Here is a 23065-nt window from a genome sequence, read left to right on the forward strand (position 1 = left end):
GGCCGCCAGAACTGGAGAACGTCCATGCTCGAGAACGAGCCCGAGGGCGGCGAACGGACCGGTTCCCAGCCGGCCGGCGACACCGCCGACAGCACCATCGACGCCGGCGCGGGAGCCGCCGCGACACCACCGGAGGGCGCTGCGGCGTCCACGGAGGGTGTGGCGGCACCGACCAGGCGGCGGGCCACCAGGCGGCGGGCCGCGCCGCTGAGCCAGCCGGAGCTGACCGGGGGAGCGCCCGCCGAGGCGTCCGGCACCGCCCCGTCGGCCACCGACGAGTCACAGCAGGCCGAGGTGATCGTCCCGGTCGCCGGTGAGCTGGACTCCGCGCCGAAGACCACCCGCCGCCGGCGCAAGGCCACCCCGGCCAAGGCCGCCGAGGAACCGGTGGTCGTCGCCGGGGTCGAGGAGGGCAGCGCGGAACTCGTCCCGCCGGTGAAGGTGACCCGCACCCGGCGCAAGAAGGCCGTCGCCCCGGCGGCGACCGAGCCGCCCGCCGAGGCCCCGGCGGCGACCGAGCCGGCCGCCGAGGCCCCGACGCTGCCGCCGGCCGCTGAGGTGGGGTCCGGCCAGGCGTCGGTGGGTGCGGTTTCCGCAGCCCAGGGCGATGCCGCCGAGGAGGAGCCCGCCGTGGAGGCGGCTGCCCCGGCCGAGCCGACCGTCGCCGAGGAACCTGCGGCCGACCAGGCCGTCGTCGCGGAGCCCGTGGCGCAGGCGCCCGGGACCGACCTGCCGGCCCCCGGGTCGACCTCGCCGGCCGCCGGCAACCGGACCGGGGAGGTGTCGCCCGGCGTCGCCGTGCCGGCCGGCGACGAGCCGGCGGAGCCGGCCGAGCCGCAGCCGCGTACCCGTCGGCGGCGGGCCGCGATCGCCGCGCCGACGGTCCTGTTCATGGCCCCACAGCCGGAGGAGCCACCCACCTTCCGGGTGGTCGAGCCCGGCCCGGTCGCCGAGGAGCCCGTCGAGGAACCGGTCGAGACCGGGCGGCGGCGTCGCCGTGGCCGCCGTGAGGCCGAACCGGTCGAGGTCGTCGAGGTCGTCGAGGAGGAGCCGACCGCCGAGGTCGGGGACACCGGCGAGGACGAGAGCGACGAGGAGGACGACGACGAGTCGGCCGCCGCGCGCCGTCGTCGCCGCCGGGGTCGCCGGGGCCGGGGCCGGGGCAAGGGCGGCGCGGACGAGGCCGACGAGGACGAGACCGAGGAACCGGCTCAGGCCGAGGCCGAGGGTGAGGGCGACGACGCCGAGGACGAGGGCGACGGGGACGGGCTGACCCGTCGTCGTCGACGGCGTCGGCGTCGGGGTGCCGGTGACGTCGAGGGCGGCGCCGACGACGGCGTGCCCACGGTGGTCAAGATCCGGGAGCCCCGCAAGGCCGTCGACGAGGTGCAGGGCGTCTCCGGTTCGACCCGGTTGGAGGCCAAGCGCCAGCGCCGCCGGGACGGCCGGGAGCAGCGCCGGACCCGCCCGCCGATCCTGAGCGAGTCGGAGTTCCTGGCCCGCCGGGAGGCGGTCGACCGGGTGATGGCGGTGCGCCAGCGGGGCGACCGTACCCAGATCGCGGTCCTGGAGGACGGCGTGCTGGTCGAGCACTACGTCACCCGTAACTCGTCGGGCACCATGGCCGGCAACGTCTACCTGGGCAAGGTGCAGAACGTCCTGCCCAGCATGGAGGCGGCCTTCGTCGACGTCGGGCGGGGACGCAACGCCGTCCTGTACGCCGGTGAGGTCAACTGGGACAGCACCGGCCTGGAGGGGCGCTCCCGCTCGATCGAGCAGGCGCTGCGCTCTGGCGACTCGGTGCTGGTCCAGGTCACCAAGGACCCGATCGGTCACAAGGGTGCCCGGCTGACCAGCCATGTCGCGCTCTCCGGCCGGCACCTGGTCTACGTGCCCAACGGCAACGCCTCCGGGATCAGCCGCAAGCTGCCCGACACCGAGCGCAAGCGGCTGCGGGACGTGCTCAAGAAGCTGGTCCCCGACGGTGCGGGCGTGATCGTGCGGACCGCCGCCGAGGGGGCCAGCGAGGACGAACTGGCCCGGGACGTCAAGCGCCTCCAGGCCCAGTGGGAGGACATCCAGGCCAAGGCGACCGCAGGCGGCGCCCCGGTGCTGCTCTACGAGGAGCCCGACCTGGTGATCCGGGTGGTCCGGGACCTGTTCAACGAGGACTTCCGCGAGCTGGTCATCGAGGGCGAGCAGTCGTACGGCATGGTCGAGTCGTACCTGTCGCACGTCTCACCGGACCTGGTCGACCGGGTGCGCCGGTACGTCGGCACCGCTGACGTGTTCGCCGAGTACCGCATCGACGAGCAGATCATCAAGGGGTTGGACCGGAAGGTCTTCCTGCCCTCGGGCGGCTCGCTGGTGATCGACCGCACCGAGGCGATGACCGTCATCGACGTCAACACCGGCAAGTACACCGGCTCCGGGGGCAACCTGGAGGAGACGGTCACCCGCAACAACCTGGAGGCGGCCGAGGAGATCGTCCGTCAGCTGCGGCTGCGCGACATCGGCGGCATCGTGGTGATCGACTTCATCGACATGGTGCTGGAGTCCAACCGGGAGCTGGTGCTGCGCCGGCTCACCGAGTGCCTGGGCCGGGACCGCACCAAGCACCAGGTGACCGAGATCACCTCGCTCGGCCTGGTGCAGATGACCCGTAAGCGGATCGGGGCCGGTCTGCTGGAGGCGTTCAGCGAGCCCTGCGAGTGCTGCAAGGGCCGGGGCCTGGTGATCCACACCGAGCCGGTGCCGGAGAAGCCGCGTACCGGTGGCGGCGCGGGGGAACGGGTCAAGGCCGTCGCCTCGGCGGTGACCACCCCGGCGGCCGAGGCGCCGGCCACCGCCACCCCCTCCGCGCGGCGGCGCGCCCGCAAGGCGGCGACGGTGGAGCGGGCCGTGGTGGAGACCACCGAGACCCCGGAGGTCGAGGTCGCCGCCCCGGCGGCCGACAACGGCTACCACGACACCATGGGCTACGACCTGTCCCGGTACGAGACGCAGACCCCGGCGGCCCCGGCCGCGGCCGACGCCCAGACCGGCGAGTCGGCCCGGCTCGCCGGGGCGGACGACCCGGACGCGCTCGGTGACTCCGACGGCGACGACGACGGGGAGGCCGGCACGGGCCGGCGGCGCTCCCGCCGGGGCGGCACCCGTCGCCGTACCCGGCCCTGACCGGTTGAGCCGTACCCGGCCGTGACCCGTTGAGCCGTACCCGACGGCAGTGGACCCCTTCCCCGGCGTACCGCCGGTGGGAGGGGTCCTGCCGTGCCGTGGGTGCGGCGATACCATCGGTCACCCCCGGCTAGGAGAAGACCATGCGCCGCCTGCCCGCCGCCCTCGTGGTGACCGTCGTCCTGCTGGCCGGCGTCGGCTGTTCCGGTGACCGGGCCGACGCGCCCACTGCCTCCGGCCGGCCGTCCGGTGCCGCCACCCCCGCCTCCGTGGTCCCGTCGGCCGCGGTGAGCGGCTCCCCGGCCGGCGGCAACGGGCCGCAGGTCTGTGCCGACGCCGAGGCGGCGTCGACCAGGGCGGTACGCACCTACGTCGAGGAACTGGGCAAGATGATCGCGGCGGTCGGCGCGAACGACAGCGCGGCGGCGGACACCGCCCGCAAGCGGGCGGAGACGGCGCTGACCACCTGGCGGACGGCGCTGCGGCAGCAGTCCGGCCGGGCCACCGATCCGCAGTTGAAGACCCTGCTCACCGATCTGGCCACCGAGATCGGCCGGCTCGGCACCGACGTCGACTCGATCGACGAGACCGAGCTGGACCGGCTCCAGCAGCGGCTGGACCAGCTCTGCGCCCGCTGACCGCGCGCCCGGCCGGCGGGGGGTCGGTTTGGGCGGCGGGCGGGTGATGGCGTACTCTTTCCTGCGGCGCACTTTGGTGTGCCGAGTTCCCGCGTGCCCGCGCTGCCGGTGTCACAGCTACCCGGCGAGTTGCCATGGGAACGACCGCCAGCAGCCTCAACGACAGGGAGTCCGCCTCCGATGTACGCGATCGTCAAGACCGGCGGCAAGCAGTACAAGGTCGCCGAGGGCGACGTGATCGAGGTCGAGAAGCTCACCGGTGCCCCCGGTGACGCGGTGAAGCTCACCGCGGTGCTCCTCGTCGACGGTGACGACCTGGTGACCGACGCGGCGAAGCTTGCCAAGGTCGCGGTGTCCGGCGAGATCGCCGCGCACACCAAGGGCCCGAAGATCCGGATCCACAAGTTCAAGAACAAGACCGGCTACCACAAGCGCCAGGGTCACCGCCAGCCGCTGACCCAGGTCAAGGTGACCGGCATCTCCAGCGGGAAGTAGGTCGTCGGACAATGGCTCACAAAAAGGGTGCGTCCAGCTCGCGTAACGGTCGTGACTCCGCGGCCCAGCGGCTCGGCGTGAAGCGCTTCGGTGGTCAGGTGGTCAGCGCGGGTGAGATCCTCATCCGTCAGCGTGGCACCAAGTTCCACCCCGGTGACCTGGTCGGCCGCGGTGGCGACGACACGCTCTTCGCGCTGGCCGCCGGCTCGGTCCTGTTCGGCACCAAGCGGGGTCGCAAGACCGTCAGCATCGTGCCGCAGTAACACGCAGGCGAAGCGGGCCGCGGACCTGGGGGTCCCGGCCCGCTTCGCCGTTTCAGGTGGGGGATGCTCCCACCGCCGGGTGCCCGCCGCCGTCGCGGCGGGGGCCCGGGGGGTGCTTTTCAGGTGCGGGGGCCGACCCCGCTGGAAGGATTGGCGTCGTGACGACGTTCGTTGACCGGGTCGTCCTGCACATGCAGGCCGGCGACGGCGGGCACGGCTGTGTCTCCATCCACCGGGAGAAGTTCAAGCCCTTCGGTGGCCCGGACGGGGGTAACGGCGGGCACGGCGGCAGCGTGTCGCTGGTGGTCGACCCGCAGGTCACCACCCTGCTCGACTTCCACTTCCGCCCGCACCTCAAGGCCGAGAACGGCAAGGGCGGCGCCGGCTCGAACCGGGACGGCGCCAACGGCCGGGACCTGCTCATCAAGGTGCCCAACGGCACTGTCGTGCAGGCCCTCGACGGCACCGTGCTGGCCGACCTGGTCGGCGCGGGCACCACCTTCGAGGCGGCCCGGGGCGGGCGCGGTGGCCGGGGCAACGCCTCGCTGGCCAACGCGCGGCGCAAGGCCCCCGGCTTCGCCGAGCTGGGCGAGCCCGGCGACCGGCTCGACGTGGTGCTGGAACTCAAGAGCGTCGCCGACGTCGGCCTGGTGGGCTTCCCGTCGGCGGGCAAGTCGTCGCTGATCTCGGTGATCTCCGCCGCCAAGCCGAAGATCGCCGACTACCCGTTCACCACCCTGGTGCCCAACCTGGGCGTGGTCCGGGTGGACAACCACACCTTCACCGTCGCCGACGTGCCGGGGCTGATCCCCGGGGCGGCCACCGGCAAGGGGCTGGGCCTGGAGTTCCTGCGCCACGTCGAGCGGTGCGCCGTGCTCGTGCACGTGGTCGACACGGCGACCCTGGAACCGGGGCGTGACCCGCTGGCCGACATCGACACCATCGAGGCGGAGCTGGCCGAGTACGGCGGGCTGGCCGACCGGCCCCGACTCGTGGCGCTCAACAAGGTGGACGTGCCGGACGGGCAGGACCTCGCCGACATCGTCCGCCCCGACCTGCAGGCGCGCGGGTTCCGGGTGTTCGACGTCTCCGCGGCGACCCGGGAGGGGCTCAAGGAGCTCACGTACGCGATGGCGGAGCTGGTGGACCAGGCCCGCCGTGCCGCCCCGCCGGCCGAGCCGACCCGGATCGTGATCCGGCCGAAGGCCGTCGACGACGCCGGGTTCACCATCGAGGCGCAGGCCGACGGCTCGTTCACCGTGCGGGGCGTCCGACCGGAACGCTGGGTCCGGCAGACGAACTTCGACAACGACGAGGCGGTCGGATTCCTCGCCGACCGGCTGGCCCGGCTGGGTGTGGAGGAGAAGCTGGCCAAGGCCGGCGCCAACCCCGGTGACCTGGTCCGCATCGGTGAGCGGGAGTTCGACTGGCAGCCGACCCTGTACGCGGGTGTCGACTTCATCCCCGGCAACCGGGGCACCGACGTCCGGCTGGAGGAGAAGTCGACGCGTCCCGCGGCGGCGGAGCGGTTGGCCGCCCGCAAGGCGCGTCGGCAGCGCCCGGAGGACGAACTGGACCCGGCCCCGGAGCCGGCGGACGACGACGGGGACGACGAGGAATAGCCCGGTACCGGTCGGGTCCGGGTCGTTTCCTGGAAACCTTCGTGAAACGGACCCGTCCTACGGTTGGCCGATGCTGATCGAGTCCCGTCCCGCCACCGACCCGGAGGTCGACGCGCTGGTCGCCGCCCAGCAGCGGGAGCTGCGCGAGGCCGACGGCGGGCTGGACGGGCAGGCCACCGTGGTGCACGACGACGTCCGCTACCTGGTGGTGGTCGACGGCGGCCGGGTGGTCGCCTGCGGTGGCCTGCAGTCCCTGGACGCGGACACCGGCGAGCTGAAGCGGATGTACGTCCGGCCGGCGTACCGGGGGCGGGGGATCGCCCGGCAGTTGCTCTGCGCGCTGGAGGAGCTGGCGTTCCAGCAGGGCCACTCGGTGCTCTGCCTGGAGACGGGCAGTTACCTGCCGGCCGCGATCGGCCTCTACACCTCCTGCGGCTACCAGCCGATCCCGGTCTACGGCGAGTACGTCCACAACCCGTACAGCGTGTGTTTCGCCAAGCGGCTGCCGGTGGCTGCCTGACCGGGCCGCGGGTCAGCCCCGGTCTACGGGGACGTCCAGCCGGCCGCCGGTGCCGGCGTCGTTGGACAGCAGCAGGCCGACGGCGAGCATGCCGAGGCCGAGTCCCAGGTGCAGCCAGCTGTCCGCGCCGTTGACCGGGACGACGTTGGCCGCGGCGTCCCGGGAGACGGCGAAGCCGTACAGCCAGAGCGCCAGGTAGACCGCCCCGCCGACGGTGAGGTAGAGCCGGGCGCCACCGAGCCGGCGGGCCAGCACCAGGCCGACCAGCCCGAAGACCAGGTGCAGCAGGTTGTGCAGGACGGGCACCTGGAACACCCCGAGCAGCTTCGCCCCGGAGTGGTGCCCGGCGAAGGCCAGCTCGTCGTAGCCGGTGGTGACGCCGGGAACGAAGCCGAGGACGCCGAGCAGCAGGAAGACGACCGCGACGGCGGCAGCGACCGTCTGGACCCGGGGCTTCGGGGCGGCCGGGGCGGGCCGTCGTACGGCGTGGGCCATCGCTGTCACCTCCACGGAAACCAACTGCGCGGCACAGTCGGACGACCCTCACATTCTGGGCCGGCCGGCGACCCCCGGCGGGGAAAACGCGAATTGTGCGGTGATCCCGGCCGCCAGGTGCCCGACCGACCGGATCCGCGCCAGCCCACAACCGGCCGCGACGAGCGTCGGGGTCGTGGATCGTCCGGTCAGCGGCCCCGGGCGGCCGGGTCGGCCCGGACCCACCGGGTCAGCTCGCCCGGCTGGACCGGGGCCATCCGGCGTCGTAGCGTCCGCACCGAGTGGGCCGGGCGGCGTATCCGCCGGCCGGCGTGGCGCACCCCACCACGGCCCACCCGACGGGCCACCGCGAGCCACCCGCAGAGGCCGCGTTCGAGCAGCCAGAGCGGCGCGGCCAGGGCGCTGCCCGGAGGGAACACCGCCGTTCCGCCGGCCCGCCGCCGGCCGATCTCCGCCAGCGCCACCACACCGGCCGCCCCGCCGGCCAGCAGCCCCGGCCGGCGGGTCACCGACCCGGCCACCACCGCCGGCAGCACCGCCAGCGCCACCAGCGACCGCACCGGTCGGGCCAGGTCGTCGTACGCCTGACGGACCCGCTGGCCCCGGAAGTGCGCCGCGGTCGGCGGCAACCGACGCACGTACAGCCAGGCGGGGCTGGCCTCGGTGCCGCCGTACGCGCGCACCGTGCGGACCAGTTCCAGGTTGCCGAAGAGCACGTCCGGGTCGTAGCCGCCCATCGCCCGGAAGGTGCTGCGCCGCACCGCCAGGGTGCCCGGCCGGTCGACGCCGAACGCCCGGTTGAGCAGGGTCCGTCCGGTGTCCCACCAGGCGTGCCAGGGCAGCGGGTCGAAGTAGTTCTGCGGGCGGACCAGGTCGACGGTGTCCAGCAGCCGGTGCACCACCCGCAGCTCCGCCTCGGCGTACCGGACGTCGTCGTCGGCGATCACCACGTGCTCGTGCCGGGCCGCCGCCACCCCGGTCAACACCCCGCATGCCCTGCCGTTGAGCCCCTGCACCGCCGGATCGGGGGGCAGGTGCCGCAGCAGGCCGTGCCATCGGGCGGCGTGCCGGGCGAACACCGGCGACGGTGAGCCGTCGACCACTGTCACGTCGACCAGCCGGCACAGGGTACGCAGGTAGCCGGTCAGCTCGTCCAGGCCGTCGTCGTCGGTGCGGTGCAGCGGCAGGACGTACTCGACGGGGAGCCGGGGTGGGCGTGGCGGGCCGCCCGACGCGACGGCCGGGCGGGACCCGACCGGGGCCGGACGGGCCGACCCGGCGGGGGCGCTCACCCGCGAGCCCCGTGCCGCCGGGCGGCCAGCCTGCTGCGGACGTCGGCGAGCACCAGGCCGCTGGGCGGCAGGGTCGGTACCTTGGACAGGTCCAGGGCCAGGTCCTGCGGCGGGAGCCGGTAGTCCATCGCCCCGGTCAGCAGGCCGACCGCCTGCTTCATCAGCTCGATGGTGATCCACTCCCCGGCGCAGCGGTGGCCGCCCAGGTGGCTGCCCCCGCCCTGCGGCACGAAACCGTACGGGTCGTCCCGCCAGCCGGCGAACCGCTCCGGGCGGAACCGCTCCGGCTCGGACCAGATCCCGGGGTGGTGGTTGGTGCCGTACAGGTCGAGCAGCACCCGTCGGTCGGCCGGAAAATGGTGCCCCCGCCATTCGAAGGGGTGCCGCACCCGGGCGAAGGCGACCGGGAAGAACGGGTAGTAGCGGCGGACCTCCTGGACGAACCACTCGGTGGGCTCGTCGCCGGCGCGCACCCGGTCCAGCCAGTCCGGGTGGTCGTGCAGGGCCAGGGCGGCGAACAGGACGTACCGGTCGACGGCGACGGTGGGACGCAGCACGTTGAGCAGTTCCACGGCGGCGACCCGGCGGGGGAGCAGCCGCCCCTCGGCGTCGCGGTGCTCGGCGATCACCGCGAGCGCGCTGCCCTCGGGCGCGGCCACGGTGCCGACCCGTACCCGTTCCACCAGGTCGGCGATCCAGCGTTCGGCCCGTAGGCGGCCGATCAACCCGCGCCAGTGCCGGGGGCCGAGCGCGGCCGGTCCGTCGATCATGGCCTGCATCTGGGCGTTGCGCCGGCCGACCTCGCTCTCCGGCAGCGGTACGCCCGCCCAGGCGCAGACCGCCCGCAGCAGCATCGGCCCCACCTCGTGGCGGAGCACCACGCGACCGCCGTCACCCCAGGCCGCCAGCCGGATCCGCCACTCGTCGGCGAAGAGCCGGCCGATCCGCTCGACCGCCGAGGGCGTCATGATCGACATGAACATGGCCTTGCGGTCGGCGTGGGCCGGACCGTCCAACCCCTGCACCCCACCCTGCCCGGTCAGCGTCCGCTGGCCCCGCTTGGGTGCCGCACCGGCGCGCCGGAACCGCTCCGGGTCGTAGAACAGTTCCGCCGCGGCCCGCCCACGCAGGAAGATCGTCGGCTCCAGGAGAAGCCGGGCGGTGAAGATGTCCGTGTCGTAGCGCTCACACCTGTTGCTGATGAACCGGTAGCCCTCCCGAAAGAACGCCAGCGTGCTCTCCGGGCTGCGGTCGGCCGGTGTGGTGGCCATCGGGCTCTCCTGACGCGGTGACGGTGGGGCGGACCCGGCTGGTCGGCCGCGGGTCGTCTACCCGGGTTCGGGGCCCTGAATCCCGTCGTGCCGCCGGACGGTGACCGGGTGCCCGCTGGCCCCTCCCGGGCCGCCGTGAACCTGGTTGGCTCGACACCGGCCACCACGGGCGGCCGTGGGGCGTCGACGACGGGGAGGACCGGATGCGGGAGAACACGCCGCCGTACTGGCGTCAGCGACAGGCGGTAGACATGCTCGGCCGGGCCGGCGGGGAGCACCCACCGGGTCGGCCGCTGCTCGCCAGGCCGCGCCGGCCGTCCCGGCGGTTCACCGTGCACCTCGGGTTCACCGCCGACGGGCCGGAGCATGCCCGGGAGTTGGCGGTGGCGTACGCGGAGGCGCTGAGCCTGCTACGCCCGGAGCTGGTGCTGGCCTCGGCCGCGCTGTCCCCGGCCGATGCCTGGCGGGACGCGGAACGGCTGTTCTGTTCCGCCGTCGGCCCGGACGGCGACCGCTGCGCCGACGTCGCCGGCCACCCCGGATTCCACCACGCCCCAGGCCCGGGCGGGCTGGGCTGGGGCGAGGGGGACGGGTGAGCCGTCGTCCGGGCACCGCCGCGCCGGCCCGCGTCGGCGCGGGGCGACGGTCGCCGGACGGGCCGGTGCCCCCGGGCGCGGGGCGGGTCGCCGCGTACCGCCCGGGGGCCGCCGTCCGGCAGTCAGTCCAGGTCGAACTCGCCGTCCTGGGCACCGGCGACGAACGCGTCCCACTCGGCCTGGGTGAACACCAGCACCGGGCCGTCCGGCTCGGCCGAGTTGCGCATCCCGATCAGGTCGTCCACGAAGGCCACCTCGACCGCGCTGTCGGAGGTGTCGCCCTCGGCTCGCTGCCAGACCGCCCGGGACAGGTCGAAGTCGCCCTTGGGGTGCTGACCCATTGTTGATCCTCCATTGCCGCGCGTACCGGGGAGCCCGGCCGGCTCCCCGTCGGGCAGGATAAGCGGATGCCGAGCCTGACCCGTGTAGAGGCGACCGCGCGTCGCGCACTGATCGATGTCGAGTCCTATCAGGTGGACCTCGATCTCACCGGTGGCGACGAGCGGTTCCGCTCGACGACCATCATCCGGTTCCGTGCCGCCACCCCCGATGCCGAGACGTTCGTCGAGGTCAAGCCCGCTGTGCTTGAGGCGGTCCGGCTCAACGACCGGGAGCTGGACCCGGCGGCCCTCGCCGACGGCCGGTTCCCGCTCACCGGGCTGGCGGCGGAGAACACCCTCACGGTCACCGCCGAGATGGCCTACACCAACACCGGCGAGGGGATGCACCGCTTCGTCGACCCGGCCGACGGCGCGACGTACCTCTACGCGATGTCCTTCCTGGACGAGGCGCCACGCATCTTCGCCGCCTTCGACCAGCCTGACCTCAAGGCCCCGGTGACCCTCACGGTGACCGCTCCGCCGCAGTGGACGGTCGCGGCCAACGGCCCGCTCGCCGCCAACCCGGCTCCGGGACGCTGGGAGTTCGCCCCCACCGCACCCCTGGCCAGCTACTTCGTCACGCTGATCGCCGGCCCCTGGCACGTCCGGCGCGACCGCCACGGTGACATCCCGCTGGGCGTCTACTGCCGGCAGTCGTTGGCCGCGCACCTCGACGCCGACCTCGACGAGATCCTCACCGTCACCAAGCAGTGCCTGGACCGGTTCCACCAGCTCTTCGCCGAGCCGTACCCGTTCGTCAAGTACGACCAGGCGTTCGTGCCGGAGTTCAACGCCGGGGCGATGGAGAACCCGGGCCTGGTCACCATCCGCGACGACGACGTGTTCCGCTCGGCGGTCACCGACAGCGAGCGGGAGCAGCGGGCCACCACCATCGCCCACGAGATGGCCCACATGTGGTTCGGTGACCTGGTCACCATGCGCTGGTGGGACGACCTGTGGCTCAACGAGTCCTTCGCCGAGTACCTGGGCACCCGGGTCACCGCCGAGGTGACCCGGTTCGACCGGGCCTGGACGACCTTCGCGATCCGCCGCAAGGCCTGGGGGTACGCCGCAGACCAGCGCCCGTCCACCCATCCGGTCGCCCCGCAGGAGGTCGCCGACGCCGCCCAGGCCCTGCTCAACTTCGACGGCATCTCGTACGCCAAGGGCGCCAGCGTGCTCCGCCAGCTCGTCGCCTGGCTCGGCGACGACGCCTTCCTGGCCGGGCTCAACCAGCACTTCGCCGCCCACCGGTTCGGCAACGCCACCCTGGCCGACCTGCTGGCCAGCCTCAGCGCCGCCAGCGGGCGGGACCTCACCGACTGGGCCGACCGCTGGCTGCGGCAACCGCAGGTCAACACGCTGCGGACGGAGACCTCGGTGGACGCCGACGGCCGGTGGTCCGCGGTGGCGGTGGTGCAGACCGCGCCGCCGGAGCACCCGGTGCTGCGCCCGCACCGCATCGCGGTCGGCCGGTACGCCGCCGACGGCACGGTGGACCGGGTCGAGGTCGATCTCGATCCGGCCGCCGACGGCGGGCGCACCGCGCTTCCCGCGCTGACCGGGCGGGCCGCCGGGCTGCTCCTGCCCAACGACGGTGACCTCACCTTCGCCAAGATCCGGCTCGATCCGGCGTCGGTGGACGCGGTCGGCACGGTGCTGCCCACGCTCACCGACCCGCTGGCCCGCGCCCTGCTCTGGGAGGAGACGCTGGACGCCGCCACCGACGGCGAACGACCGGTGTCGGCGGTGGTGGCGCTGCTGACGGCGGCCCTGCCCAACGAGACCGAGGTGGCCGTCGCGGAGAGCGTGCTCGCCCGCAGCCGCAACCTGGTCGACCGCTACCTCGACCCGCTCGCCCGGGACGCCGCGCTGCTGCGGACGGCCGACGCCTGCGCCACGCTGCTCGCCACCGCCCCGGCCGGCGGGTCGCTGCAACTGGCCGCCGTGCGGGGGCTGCTCTCCGCCACCGCCGACGCCGACCTGCTCGCCGGGTGGCTGGTCGGCCGGGGCGTGCCCGACGGGCTGGCCGTCGACGCCGAGCTGCGCTGGGCACTGCTGCACCGGCTGGTGGTGCTGGGCGCGGCCGGCGAGACCGAGATCGCGGCCGAGGCGGCGACCGACCGCAGCGCCACCGGCGCGGAACGGGCGGCCCGGTGCCGGGCGGCCCTGCCGGAGGTGGCCGCGAAGGAGGCCGCCTGGGAGATCGTCACCCGCGACACCACCCGCTCCAACCGGCTCGTCGAGGCGGCGGCCGAGGGGTTCTGGCAGCCGGACCAGGCCGAGCTGACCGGCACGTACGTCGACCGGTACTTCACCGAGATGCCGGCCGCGGCGCGGCGGCGTACCCCGTGGGTGGCCGAACGGGTCGCCCGGCTGGCCTTCCCCCGCTACGCCGTGGCGCAGCCCACGCTGGATTCGGCCGCGGCCCTGCTCAGCCGGGACGACCTGACCCCCGGGTTGCGCCGCAGCGTCGTCGACGCCGCCGACGACCTGCGCCGGGCCCTGGTCGCCCGCACGGCGGTCGCGGCGGCCGCCGCCTGACGATCGGTCCGCGCCGGGCCCCGGCGGGCCCGGCGCGCGGCGGCCTACGATCATGGGGTGGAGGACGACATCCGACGGATCGGCATCATGGGTGGCACCTTCGACCCGATCCATCACGGTCACCTGGTGGCGGCCAGCGAGGTGGCCGACCGGTTCGGCCTGGACGAGGTGGTCTTCGTGCCGACGGGGCAGCCGTGGCAGAAGGCGGACACCCCGGTCAGCCCGGCCGAGGACCGCTACCTGATGACGGTGATCGCCACCGCCTCCAACCCCCGGTTCCAGGTCAGCCGGGTCGACATCGACCGCGGTGGCCCCACCTACACCGTCGACACGCTGCGGGACCTGCACCACGAGTACGGCCCGAAGGCGCAACTGCACTTCATCACCGGTGCCGACGCGCTGGAGCGGATCCTGTCCTGGAAGGAGCTGGACGAGATCTTCGCGCTGGCCCACTTCATCGGGGTGACCCGGCCCGGCTTCGAGCTGACCGACAAGCACCTGCCGGCCGACACCGTCAGCCTGGTGCAGGTGCCCGCGATGGCGATCTCCTCGACCGACTGCCGGGAGCGGGTCGGCCGGGGGGAACCGGTCTGGTACCTGGTGCCCGACGGTGTGGTGCAGTACATCGCGAAACGGCGGCTCTACCAGCGGTGATTACGCCCGGTTACTCCCACTTCGTCCCGGTAAGCGGCCAGAACTGACAAGTCGTCTCCGCGCCGGGTGTGAGACGCTTGACGGGTCGCACTGTTGATCGAAGGAGAACGGTGACAGTTTCCGAACGCGCTCACGAGCTGGCGATGGCCGCCGCCCAGGCCGCGGCCGACAAGAAGGCGCAGGACATCGTCATCATCGACGTGGGCGACCAGCTCGCCATCACCGACGCGTTCCTGGTGGCCTCGGCGCCCAACGAGCGTCAGGTGATGGCCATCGTCGACGCCGTCGAGGAGCGTCTGCTGGAGCTGCCCGAGAAGGCCAAGCCGGTTCGCCGCGAGGGTGAGCGGGGTGGCCGCTGGGTGCTGCTCGACTACGTCGACATCGTGGTCCACGTCCAGCACACCGAGGAACGCGAGTTCTACGCCCTCGACCGGCTCTGGAAGGACTGCCCCCAGCTCCCGTTCGTCGACCGCGACCTGGTCGAGGCCGACGCCGCGGGTGCCGCCGCCGAATGACCCGCCTGATCATCTGGCGGCACGGCAACACCGACTGGAACGCCGCCGGTCGGGTGCAGGGGCAGATCGACGTACCCCTCAACGACCTCGGCCGGCAGCAGGCCGCCGCCGCCGCCCCGCTGCTCGCGGCGCTGCGCCCGGCCGTCGTCGTCGCCTCCGACCTGTGCCGCGCCGCCGACACCGCCGCCGCGCTCACCCGGCTCACCGGCCAGCCGGTACGCCCTGACGCCCGGCTGCGGGAACGGCACTTCGGCCAGTGGCAGGGTATCGCCCTCACCGACGCCGCCGCCCGGTTCCCCACCGAGCACGCCCGGTGGCGGGCCGGCGACCCGGACCCGGGAGCGGGCATCGAACCTCTCGACGACCTCGGCAAGCGGGTCGGCGAGGCGTTGCTCGCCGCCGTCGAACTGGCCGACGGGGGCACCGTCGTGGTCGCCACCCACGGTGGCGCGGCCCGGCAGGGCGTCGGTCAGCTCCTCGGCTGGGACCACACCGTGCTGCGCAGCATCGGCTCGCTGGCCAACTGCCACTGGACCGAACTACGCCACAACGACCTGCGGGGCTGGCACCTGCGCGCGCACAACGTCGGCCCGATCACCCCGCCGACACCGGCCGAGCCGGTCTGAACCGACCGGTCCGCACCGCCCCGGGCCGACCGGTCCGGGCGGGCGGTCCCGGTATCGGCTAGCGTGCCGGGCATGTCCGTCGCGGTCGTCACCGACTCCACCGCCTACCTTCCACCCGGGCCGGTGCGGGCGCACCGGTTGACCGTGGTGCCGCTGACCGTCGTGCTCAACGGCGCGGAAGGGTTGGAGGGGGTGGAGACCCTCCCCGCCGACGCCACCCGGGCCCTCGGTGGCCGGCGGGTCTCGGTGAGCACGTCCCGGCCGTCCCCGGAGCAGTTCGTCGCCACGTACCGGCGGCTGCTGGCCGACGGCGCGGACGGCGTGCTGTCGGTGCACCTGTCGGCCGACCTGTCCGGCACGGTCGACGCGGCCCGGCTCGCCGCCGCCGAGGTCGGCGACCGCGTCGAGGTGGTCGACAGCCGGTCCACCGGCATGGGGCTGGGCTTCCCGGCGCTGGCCGCCGCCACCGCCGCCGGGGCGGGCGTCGACCTACCCGGGGTACGCGCGGCGGCGCTGGCCGCCGTCGACCGGACCACCATCTTCTTCTACGTCGACACGCTGGAGTTCCTGCGCCGGGGCGGCCGGATCAACGCGGCGGAGGCGCTGCTCGGCACCGCCCTGTCGGTCAAGCCGATCATGCACATGCCGGACGGCGCGATCGTGGTACGCGACAAGGTGCGAACCGCCAGCCGGGGGGTGGCCCGCCTGATCGACCTGGCGGTCGAGGCCGCCGCCGACGCCGAGGTGGACCTCGGGGTGCACCACCTCGCCGCCCCGCACCGGGCCGAGCACCTCGTCGAGGCGCTCACCGCCCGCCTCGGTGACCGCCTGCACGACACGTACGTCTCCGAGGTCGGCGCGGTGGTCGCCGCCCACGCCGGGCCGGGCCTGGCCGGCGTCGTGATCCACCGCCGGCAGGCCTGAACCGGTCGGCCGCAGTGCCCGCCGGTCGGGCTCGGCATAGCAGATCCGGCCATGATCAGGCGGTTGTCCACAGCCACCGTCGTCGTCCACAACCGGCCTCCGCCGGACTGAACGGGTGCCGTCCACCGGCCTAACCTCGCGCCGTGTCGGAGGACGAGGAAAGCAGGGTGCGGGGCCGGCTGTACCGGCTGACCGCCGGGGTGTCGGCGGTGGCACGGACGGCGGACCCGCCGCAGCCGCCAGCCCGCCCGTACGGGCCGGTGCCGTTGCGCGTACCACCTGCGGCGGGTGGGGCGTCATCGCCGGGGGCGGGCACGGCCGGGACGTCGGCCCGCCGCCGTCCCCGGCCGGCCGTCGACGCCGGAGCCCGCGACGCCGGCTCCCTCGACCTCGGCGACTACCTCGACGGTGCTCCACCCGGTCCCGGGCCGCATGACGACGGCCCTTCCGACGCCGCTCCACGTCGACCTGACGATGGCTATCCCGACGCCGGTCCACGTCGCCACGACGACGGTCCTCCCGACGCCGGTGCACGTCGTCGTGCGGGGGACGATCCGGCCGTGTTCCGCCCCGGGGACCCGGACCACCGGCATCCCGCCGACGGTGACGACCCGGCCCCGCCCGCCCGGTTGCCCGGCCCCGGTGTCTTCGATCCCGGCCGGCGTGGGGTCCGGGCGCTGGCGGTCGTGGCGGTGGCCGTGGTGCTCGGCGCGGGATTCTGGGCCTGGCGGTCCCGCCCGCAGCCGGAACCGGTGCGCCCGGCGACGACCCTGGCCGAGCCGGAGTCCCCGGGCGGGCCCACGTCCGGGGACTCCGGCCCGGCCGTCGCGCCGACCGGCGAACTGGTGGTGGCGGTGGCCGGGCGGGTCCGCCGCCCCGGTCTGGTCCGGGTGCCGGCCGGGGCACGGGTCGCCGACGCGGTCGAGGCGGCCGGCGGGGCCCTGCCCGGCACCGACGTGGCACTGCTCAACCCGGCCCGGAAGGTGGCCGACGGGGAGCTGATCCTGGTCGGTGTCACCGCCCCACCCGGCGCGGCGGGCTCCGGTGCGGCCCCGGCCGGGCCGGCGGCGGCACCCGGCGGGGCGACGCCGGGTGGCCGGGTCAACCTCAACACCGCCACGGTGGCCCAGCTCGACGCGTTGCCCGGGGTCGGCCCGGTGCTCGCCCAACGCATCCTCACCCACCGCGACCAGCACGGCGGCTTCCGCAGCGTGGGCGACCTGCGCCAGGTCGACGGCATCGGCGACGCCCGGTACGAACAGCTCAAGGACCTGGTGACGGTGTGACCGCCGACCGGGCACCCGACCTACGGCTGGCCGGGCTGGCGGTGGCGGCCTGGTTGGCGGCGCTGGCCTGCCTGCATCTCACCACCCGCACGGCGGTCCTGCTCGCCGCGACCGCCGCCGTTCTCGCCGCCCTGCTCACCGCGCACCTGCTCGCGGTACTGGGCACCCCGGCCGCCCCGGTCCGCCGGTACGGTTGGATCGCCGTCGCGTTGCTGCTCGGCGTGGTCTGCGGCGGCACCGCCACCGCGGCCCGGCTGCACGTGCGGGACGCCGCACCGCTGCGCCCGCTGGTCGACGACCGGGCCCGGGTCACCGTCGACCTGGTGCTCCGCGACGATCCCCGGCCGGTACGCGGGGCCCCCGGCCGCCCGGCGACCCTGCTCGTCACCGCGCAGTCGAGCAGCCTCACCGACCCGCAGGGCCACCGCCTGCGGGTTCCGGTACGGCTGCTCGTGCTCGCCACCGACCCGGCCTGGCGGGGTCTGCTGCCCGGGCAGCGGCTGACCGTCGAGGGCAGGCTCGCCGCGCCCCGGGGCGGTGACCTGACCGCCGCCGTGCTGACCGTGTCCGGTCCACCGGTCCGGGACGGGCCGCCGCCGTGGTTCCAGCGCGCCGCCGGCACCCTGCGGGCCGGCCTGCACCGGGCCTGCGCGTCGCTCCCGCCCGAGCAGGGTGGCCTGCTGCCCGGCCTGGTCGTCGGGGACACCAGCCGGTTGCCGGCCACGGTGGAGGAGGACTTCCGGGCGACCGGGATGACCCACCTCAACGCGGTGTCCGGGTCCAACGTGGCGATCGTGGTCGGCGCGGTGCTGCTGGTGGCACGGTGGGCCCGCGCGGGCCCCCGGCTGGCGACGGTCCTCTGCGGGCTCGCCCTGATCGGCTTCGTCGTCCTGGTGCGTCCCTCGCCCAGCGTGGTACGGGCGGCCACCATGGGGGCGATCGGGCTGGCCGCGTTGGCGGTCGGGCGGCCCCGGGCCACACTGCCGGCGTTGGCCGCGGCGGTGACCGTGCTGGTGCTGGTCGATCCGGAGCTGGCCGGGGACGCCGGCTTCGCGCTGTCGGTCCTGGCGACCGGTGGCCTGCTGCTGCTCGCCCCGGGCTGGCGCGACGGGCTGCGGCGTCGGGGCGTACCGGCGGGGTTGGCGGAGGCGCTCGCCGTCCCGGCGGCGGCCCAGCTCGCCTGCGGGCCGGTGGTGGCCGGCATCTCCGGCACGGTGAGCCTGGTGGCGGTGCCGGCCAACCTGCTCGTGGTGCCGGCGATCGCCCCGGCCACGGTGCTGGGGGTGACGGCGGCGGTCGTCTCGCCGGTGTGGCCGGCCGGGGCGGAGTTCGCCGCCTGGCTGGCGAGCTGGCCGGCCTGGTGGCTGGTCACCGTGGCCCGGGTGGGGGCCCGGCTGCCCGCCGGCACCCTGCCCTGGCCGGGTGGGCTGCCGGGCGCGTTGCTGCTGGCCGGGCTGACCCTGGGGCTGCTGCTGGCCGTCCGCCGGCCGCTGGTGCGTCGACTGGTGGCGGTCGGCGCGGCGGCGGTGGTGCTGGGCACCCTGCCGGTCCGGCTGCTGGCGAGCGGGTGGCCGCCGGACGGTTGGGTGGTGGTGGCGTGCGCGGTCGGGCAGGGGGACGCCGTCGTGCTGCCGGTGGCGGACGGCCGGGCGGTGGTGGTGGACGCCGGTCCGGAACCGTCGGCGGTGGACGGCTGCCTGCGGCGGCTCGGGGTACGCGAGGTCTCCCTGCTGGTGGTGAGTCACTTCCACGCCGACCATGTCGGAGGCGTGGCCGGGCTGACCCGGGGGCGGCGGGTGGCCATGGTGCTCATCCCGACCCTGGCCGAGCCGGTGACGGGGCGGGAACTCGTGACGGCCGCCGTCGGGCCGGCGCGCCAGGTGGTGCCGGCGGCCGGTTGGTCGTACCGGGCGGGAGGGGTGGAGGTGGTCGCACTCGGGCCGCCCTACCCGCTGCGGGGCACCCGGTCCGACCCGAACAACAACTCGCTGGTGCTCCGGGCCACGGTGGCCGGCGTACGCGTCGTGCTGCCCGGGGACGCGGAGACCGAGGAGCAGCGGGCACTGCTGGACCGGGTGCCACCGCACGCGTTGCGGGCCGAGGTGCTCAAGGTGGCCCACCACGGCAGCGCGTACCAGGACCCGGCCTTCCTCGACGCGGTCCGGCCGGCGGTGGCGCTGGTGCCGGTGGGGGCCGACAACGACTACGGGCATCCGAGCCCGGTGATCCTCGACCGGCTCGCCCGCTCCGGTGTGCGGGTGCTGCGGACCGACACCGACGGGGACGTGGCGGTGGTGGTGCGTTCGGGCCGGCTCGCGGTGGTCAACCGGGGCCTGCCGCCGGGCCGCCGATGATCCGCCGGACCGGTGGGCCGGGTGGACAGGCGTCCCAGCGATCTGCCGGCCCGGCGTGCGAGGGGAACAGGAGTGAGAGAAATTCCGGACTGGATGGGATATTGCGTGCACTAGCCGGCAATCGAGGTAAATGTCTATATTTGCGCTGAATGCGGGGTGGGCCGTCGCAGCCGTCGATGAGCAGGCGCGATCCTCCGTCGAGCCGTGCCAAGATGAGCGACGTGACCGGCGTCGACCTTGCTCCTATTCTGCTCGTCCTCGGCGACGAGGAGCTGCTCGCCACGCGCGCGGTGAGCGAAGCCGTGGCGAAAGCCCGCAGCGTCGACCCGCAGGTCGACGTCCGGGAGTACCAGGCCGGGGCGTTGGCCGTCGGTGAGATCGCCGAGATGCTCAGCCCCTCGTTGTTCGGTGGGCGACGGGTGCTGGTGCTCCGCTCCGCTCAGGACGCCCGCAAGGACCTGGTCACCGCGCTGCTCGACTACGCCCGCAATCCCGACCCGGACGTCCAGCTGGTGGCCCTGCACCTGGGTGGCGGCAAGGGCAAGGCGTTCGCCGACGGGCTGCGGGCCGCCGGCGCGACGGTCGTCCCGGCCGCGAAGCTCAAGGGACACCGCGAGCGGGTCGCGTTCGTCCGCGACGAGATCCGTCGGGGCGGTGGCAGGTGCACCGACGACGCGGCCGAGGCGCTGATCGCCGCCGTCGGCACCGACCTGCGGGAGCTGGCCGCCGCCTGCTCCCAGCTGATCGCCGACACCGACGGGCGGATCGGCGCGGACACGGTGGCCCGCTACTACCGGGGTCGGGTCGAGGTGAGCGGCTTCACCGTCGCCGACGCCACCATGATCGGCGACGTGCCGGCCGCCCTGGAGGCGTTGCGCTGGGCCCTGCACGTCGGGGTCGATCCGGTCCCGATCGCCGACGCCCTCGCCGACGGGGTCCGCACGGTGGCCCGGGTCGCCGCCGCCGGCCGGGGCGACCCCTACCAGCTGGCGAGCACCCTCGGCATGCCGGCCTGGAAGATCAAGAATGCCCAGCAGCGGGCCCGGGGCTGGACCCCGGAGGGCCTGGTCGAGGCGATGCGGGCGGCGGCCGAGTGCAACGCGGCGGTCAAGGGCGGCGCCGATGACCGGGGGTACGCCCTGGAGAAGGCGGTCTTCTCGGTCGCCGCCGCCCGGCGGGGCAACGCCCGGTGACCGGCCCCTCCCGCCCGGTGGTAGGGCACGGTGGGCGGGTGACCGGCCCTCCCCGCCCGCTGGCGGGGCGCGGCGGACCGGGATGGTCGGTCGTACCGGCGGACGACCGCCGCTACCGGCCGCTCTATGCCCGGCTCCTCGGCCTGCGCATCATCAACCCCGGTGGGGTGCTCTGTTTCCTCTTCTTCGAGGGGGCGGTGGCGTTCGCGGTGCTCCTCGCCCTGGCCGAGTTGGTGAGCTGGTGGGCGGTGGCGGTGCTGCCGGTGGCGGTGGCGATCATGGTCAAACTCAATGACGAGGTCGCCGGGCGGGTGGTCCACTCGGCGGCACTGGTGCCGGAGCAGGAACGCGACCGGTTCCGGCGGGAACTCGAACCAGTCGTCGGTCGGGCCCCGGTGCAGTACCCGCTGCCCGGCACGGTGGTCGTCGATGCGCCCGCACCGGGGGAGCCGACCGGGCGGCCGCCGCGCTCCCGGCGCCATCCCGGCTAGCCCGACCACGAATCATCGTGCGACCAGGGGAAAGGCCGTCGTCGCCGCACCCCGCCGCCCGGGCTGTGCAGCGCACCCCGCCCGGGACACCGGGACGCACCCCCGCCCGGGCTACGCGGTGCTCCGCCGGTGGAGACACACGGCCGAGAGCCCCGGGGTGGTGCCCCGGGGCTCTCGGTCAGGTGTGGGTTACTCGGTCAGGCCGAGAACGAGTCGACGCGCTTCGCGATGGCCGACTTCCGGTTGGCCGCCTGGTTGGCGTGGATGACGCCCTTGCTGGCGGCCTTGTCGAGCTTACGGGCGGCGTCACGCATCAGGGTGGTGGCCTTCTCGGTGTCACCAGCCTCCGCAGCCTCGTGGAACTTCCGGATGGCGGTCTTCAGCGACGACTTGACCGACTTGTTACGCAGCCGGCGCTTCTCGTTCTGCCGGTTGCGCTTGATCTGGGACTTGATGTTCGCCACGCGACAGCCTCGTCTTGATAGCTCGGTTTGGTCTGCAATCCGCGTGCGACGAGCATGCGTCATCGCCACGCGAAAAGCCAGGCTACCAGGTCGGCCGGGACGAGCCAAAACGCCCCGCCCCGAGCACACCGGGCCGGCCCGCCGCGGGTGGACGACCTGGCCGGGCCGGTCGGTGTCAGTACCAGCCCTGCCGGGCGGCGAGCCAGCGGAGCGCCTGCTCCCCGCTGAACCGCCGGTGCGCCCCGAGCAGCGCGGACGTGCCCGAGGGGTTCTCCCCGGCCGTCCCGGCGTCCGGCTCGGCCGCCCCCACGTCCGACGCGGGGGCGGCCGTCGCCGGTGGGCCGGTGGCGGTGAGGTAGTAGCCGGCGAGCGCGGCCAGGGTCACGTCCAAGGCGTCGGGCGGGGCGTCGACCGCTGCCGGGTGCGCGGCGAAGACCTCGTCCAGCCCGGCCCCGTCGGCGTACCCGGTGATCAACAGGCCGGCCAGATCGAACCAGGCGGGGCCGTGGCACAGCCAGTTCCAGTCGCAGAACCAGGCCCGGCCGGCGGGGTCCAGCAGCACGTTGTCCACCCGCAGGTCGCCGTGGGCCAGGCCGGGCGCCGCCGCCGCGTACCCGGGCAGGCGGGACTCCAGGGCGACGAGTTCGGGCAGCCGGTCGCGGGCCGGCGGGATCAGCGCGGGCACCGGCTCCCGCCCGGCGGCCACCTCCTCCCACCACAGGATGTCGGAGCGGGCCAGGTCGGCCAGCCGGGGCAGGCCGAGCGCGGTCAGGCCGGCGGGTGGGTCGGCCAGCGCGGCGGCGACCCCGGTGTACCCGGTGAGCACGGCGTCCAGCTCGGCCGGGTCCCAGGGCAGGCGGGGGGTCCGCCCGTCGACGGCGTCCAGGCCGACCGCGTACCAGCCGGCCGCGTCGAGCGCCCAGTGTGGGCGGGGCACCGGCAGGCCGGCCGGCAACCGGGCGAGGACGGCCAGCTCCCGGGCGTACCAGTCGGCGAGGTGACGCTGGCGGGCCAGGTCGGCGGCCTTGACGAAGACCCGCGCGCCGGTGGCCGTGGTGAGCACGGCGGCGAAGCCGCCGGTGAAGCCCGCGGTCGCGGTCCGGGCCGCGACCACCGGTGCGCCGAGCCGGCCGCTGACCGCCTCGCGCAGGCCGTCGGGCAGGTCCCGCCAGTCGGGTCGTACGGCGGTCTCGTGGTACGGCGGGGGCGTCGCGGACACCCCACCATCGTGCCCGGCACGGTGACCGGCCGCGCGCCGGGTGGGG

21 protein-coding genes and 1 pseudogene are annotated in these 23065 nt (G+C 74.8%); 16 read left to right on the plus strand and 6 right to left on the minus strand.

Features of this window, described 5'->3' with window-relative positions:
• Positions 1–24: 24 nt before the first annotated feature.
• The 6 genes from ACN260_RS05650 to ACN260_RS05675 all read left to right on the plus strand — a co-directional run bounded on the left by ACN260_RS05650 (position 25) and on the right by ACN260_RS05675 (position 6715).
• The gene (locus ACN260_RS05650; RefSeq protein ID WP_422754999.1) at positions 25–3177 is read left to right on the plus strand and encodes an Rne/Rng family ribonuclease; all 3153 of its coding nucleotides are present in this window, start codon (positions 25–27) and stop codon (positions 3175–3177) included.
• Between the two features lie 143 nt (positions 3178–3320).
• The gene (locus ACN260_RS05655) at positions 3321–3815 is read left to right on the plus strand and encodes a hypothetical protein (RefSeq protein WP_422755000.1); all 495 of its coding nucleotides are present in this window, start codon (positions 3321–3323) and stop codon (positions 3813–3815) included.
• A gap of 180 nt (positions 3816–3995) precedes the next feature.
• Positions 3996–4310: a 50S ribosomal protein L21 gene (rplU, locus tag ACN260_RS05660; protein WP_067312477.1), complete on the plus strand. Its 315-nt coding sequence runs from the start codon at positions 3996–3998 to the stop codon at positions 4308–4310.
• A gap of 11 nt (positions 4311–4321) precedes the next feature.
• A complete protein-coding gene (gene rpmA, locus ACN260_RS05665) occupies positions 4322–4573 on the plus strand; it encodes a 50S ribosomal protein L27 (protein WP_088647594.1) in 252 nt (83 codons plus the stop codon).
• A gap of 158 nt (positions 4574–4731) precedes the next feature.
• Positions 4732–6195: a GTPase ObgE gene (obgE, locus tag ACN260_RS05670; protein WP_422755001.1), complete on the plus strand. Its 1464-nt coding sequence runs from the start codon at positions 4732–4734 to the stop codon at positions 6193–6195.
• 70 nt (positions 6196–6265) lie between these two features.
• Complete coding sequence (locus ACN260_RS05675; protein ID WP_422755002.1) at positions 6266–6715, plus strand: GNAT family N-acetyltransferase; 450 nt, start codon at positions 6266–6268, stop codon at positions 6713–6715.
• 12 nt (positions 6716–6727) lie between these two features.
• Here ACN260_RS05675 and ACN260_RS05680 read toward each other — a convergent pair whose 3' ends face one another.
• The 3 genes from ACN260_RS05680 to ACN260_RS05690 all read right to left on the minus strand — a co-directional run bounded on the left by ACN260_RS05680 (position 6728) and on the right by ACN260_RS05690 (position 9773).
• Entirely contained in the window at positions 6728–7210 is a 483-nt protein-coding gene (locus ACN260_RS05680; protein WP_422755003.1) for a DUF4383 domain-containing protein, read from the minus strand.
• A 188-nt stretch (positions 7211–7398) separates the two neighbouring features.
• Complete coding sequence (locus ACN260_RS05685; RefSeq protein WP_422755004.1) at positions 7399–8502, minus strand: glycosyltransferase; 1104 nt, start codon at positions 8500–8502, stop codon at positions 7399–7401.
• Positions 8499–9773 (minus strand): cytochrome P450, encoded by a 1275-nt coding sequence (locus ACN260_RS05690; protein ID WP_422755005.1) that lies wholly within the window; start codon positions 9771–9773, stop codon positions 8499–8501. Before ACN260_RS05690 ends, ACN260_RS05685 begins: the two co-directional genes overlap by 4 nt.
• Before the next feature lie 203 nt (positions 9774–9976).
• Here ACN260_RS05690 and ACN260_RS05695 point away from each other — a divergent pair, with 203 nt between their 5' ends.
• On the plus strand, positions 9977–10369 hold the full coding sequence (locus ACN260_RS05695) for a hypothetical protein (RefSeq protein WP_422755006.1): 393 nt from the start codon (positions 9977–9979) through the stop codon (positions 10367–10369).
• A 122-nt stretch (positions 10370–10491) separates the two neighbouring features.
• On the opposite strand, the gene ACN260_RS05700 is transcribed toward ACN260_RS05695, so the two are convergent.
• Complete coding sequence (locus ACN260_RS05700) at positions 10492–10710, minus strand: DUF397 domain-containing protein (protein WP_067312494.1); 219 nt, start codon at positions 10708–10710, stop codon at positions 10492–10494.
• Positions 10711–10776: 66 nt separating this feature from the next.
• On the opposite strand from ACN260_RS05700, the gene pepN reads away from it, so the two are divergent.
• From pepN to ACN260_RS05745, 9 genes and pseudogenes are all read left to right on the plus strand, one after another.
• Positions 10777–13293 carry an aminopeptidase N gene (gene pepN, locus ACN260_RS05705; protein ID WP_422755007.1) on the plus strand — a complete coding sequence of 839 codons (2517 nt, stop codon included), beginning with the start codon at positions 10777–10779 and terminating at the stop codon, positions 13291–13293.
• A gap of 57 nt (positions 13294–13350) precedes the next feature.
• Positions 13351–13947, plus strand: a complete 597-nt coding sequence (nadD, locus tag ACN260_RS05710) for a nicotinate-nucleotide adenylyltransferase (protein WP_422755008.1) — start codon at positions 13351–13353, stop codon at positions 13945–13947.
• 110 nt (positions 13948–14057) lie between these two features.
• Entirely contained in the window at positions 14058–14462 is a 405-nt protein-coding gene (rsfS, locus tag ACN260_RS05715; protein WP_088644366.1) for a ribosome silencing factor, read from the plus strand.
• Positions 14459–15088, plus strand: a complete 630-nt coding sequence (locus tag ACN260_RS05720; protein WP_422755009.1) for a histidine phosphatase family protein — start codon at positions 14459–14461, stop codon at positions 15086–15088. The genes rsfS and ACN260_RS05720 overlap by 4 nt, the downstream gene beginning before the upstream one ends.
• 72 nt (positions 15089–15160) lie before the next feature.
• On the plus strand, positions 15161–16012 hold the full coding sequence (locus ACN260_RS05725; protein ID WP_422755010.1) for a DegV family protein: 852 nt from the start codon (positions 15161–15163) through the stop codon (positions 16010–16012).
• 590 nt (positions 16013–16602) lie between these two features.
• A pseudogene (locus tag ACN260_RS05730) lies at positions 16603–17298 on the plus strand (helix-hairpin-helix domain-containing protein); the annotation flags it as partial.
• Complete coding sequence (locus ACN260_RS05735) at positions 17295–19652, plus strand: ComEC/Rec2 family competence protein (protein WP_422755011.1); 2358 nt, start codon at positions 17295–17297, stop codon at positions 19650–19652. The pseudogene ACN260_RS05730 and the gene ACN260_RS05735, both read left to right, overlap by 4 nt.
• A gap of 212 nt (positions 19653–19864) precedes the next feature.
• On the plus strand, positions 19865–20845 hold the full coding sequence (holA, locus tag ACN260_RS05740; protein ID WP_422755012.1) for a DNA polymerase III subunit delta: 981 nt from the start codon (positions 19865–19867) through the stop codon (positions 20843–20845).
• 38 nt (positions 20846–20883) lie between these two features.
• On the plus strand, positions 20884–21336 hold the full coding sequence (locus ACN260_RS05745; protein ID WP_422755013.1) for a hypothetical protein: 453 nt from the start codon (positions 20884–20886) through the stop codon (positions 21334–21336).
• 197 nt (positions 21337–21533) lie between these two features.
• On the opposite strand, the gene rpsT is transcribed toward ACN260_RS05745, so the two are convergent.
• Both rpsT and ACN260_RS05755 read right to left on the minus strand, forming a co-directional pair.
• Complete coding sequence (gene rpsT / locus ACN260_RS05750; RefSeq protein WP_088644372.1) at positions 21534–21800, minus strand: 30S ribosomal protein S20; 267 nt, start codon at positions 21798–21800, stop codon at positions 21534–21536.
• A gap of 175 nt (positions 21801–21975) precedes the next feature.
• On the minus strand, positions 21976–23019 hold the full coding sequence (locus ACN260_RS05755; protein WP_422755014.1) for a phosphotransferase family protein: 1044 nt from the start codon (positions 23017–23019) through the stop codon (positions 21976–21978).
• Positions 23020–23065 lie beyond the last annotated feature (46 nt).

The sequence above is a fragment of the Micromonospora sp. WMMD708 genome (assembly GCF_049315245.1).
GTDB lineage: Bacteria > Actinomycetota > Actinomycetes > Mycobacteriales > Micromonosporaceae > Micromonospora > Micromonospora wenchangensis.

Excerpts from the sequence above, each read along its gene's own strand:
- ACN260_RS05725 (WP_422755010.1), top strand. The coding sequence starts at position 15,161 with ATGTCCGTCGCGGTCGTCACCGACTCCACCGCCTACCTTCCACCCGGG.
- ACN260_RS05690 (WP_422755005.1), bottom strand. The coding sequence starts at position 9,773 with ATGGCCACCACACCGGCCGACCGCAGCCCGGAGAGCACGCTGGCGTTC.
- ACN260_RS05720 (WP_422755009.1), top strand. The coding sequence starts at position 14,459 with ATGACCCGCCTGATCATCTGGCGGCACGGCAACACCGACTGGAACGCC.
- ACN260_RS05700 (WP_067312494.1), bottom strand. The coding sequence starts at position 10,710 with ATGGGTCAGCACCCCAAGGGCGACTTCGACCTGTCCCGGGCGGTCTGG.
- ACN260_RS05655 (WP_422755000.1), top strand. The coding sequence starts at position 3,321 with ATGCGCCGCCTGCCCGCCGCCCTCGTGGTGACCGTCGTCCTGCTGGCC.
- ACN260_RS05680 (WP_422755003.1), bottom strand. The coding sequence starts at position 7,210 with ATGGCCCACGCCGTACGACGGCCCGCCCCGGCCGCCCCGAAGCCCCGG.
- ACN260_RS05675 (WP_422755002.1), top strand. The coding sequence starts at position 6,266 with ATGCTGATCGAGTCCCGTCCCGCCACCGACCCGGAGGTCGACGCGCTG.
- rpmA (WP_088647594.1), top strand. The coding sequence starts at position 4,322 with ATGGCTCACAAAAAGGGTGCGTCCAGCTCGCGTAACGGTCGTGACTCC.
- ACN260_RS05695 (WP_422755006.1), top strand. The coding sequence starts at position 9,977 with ATGCGGGAGAACACGCCGCCGTACTGGCGTCAGCGACAGGCGGTAGAC.
- ACN260_RS05650 (WP_422754999.1), top strand. The coding sequence starts at position 25 with ATGCTCGAGAACGAGCCCGAGGGCGGCGAACGGACCGGTTCCCAGCCG.
- pepN (WP_422755007.1), top strand. The coding sequence starts at position 10,777 with ATGCCGAGCCTGACCCGTGTAGAGGCGACCGCGCGTCGCGCACTGATC.
- rplU (WP_067312477.1), top strand. The coding sequence starts at position 3,996 with ATGTACGCGATCGTCAAGACCGGCGGCAAGCAGTACAAGGTCGCCGAG.
- holA (WP_422755012.1), top strand. The coding sequence starts at position 19,865 with ATGAGCGACGTGACCGGCGTCGACCTTGCTCCTATTCTGCTCGTCCTC.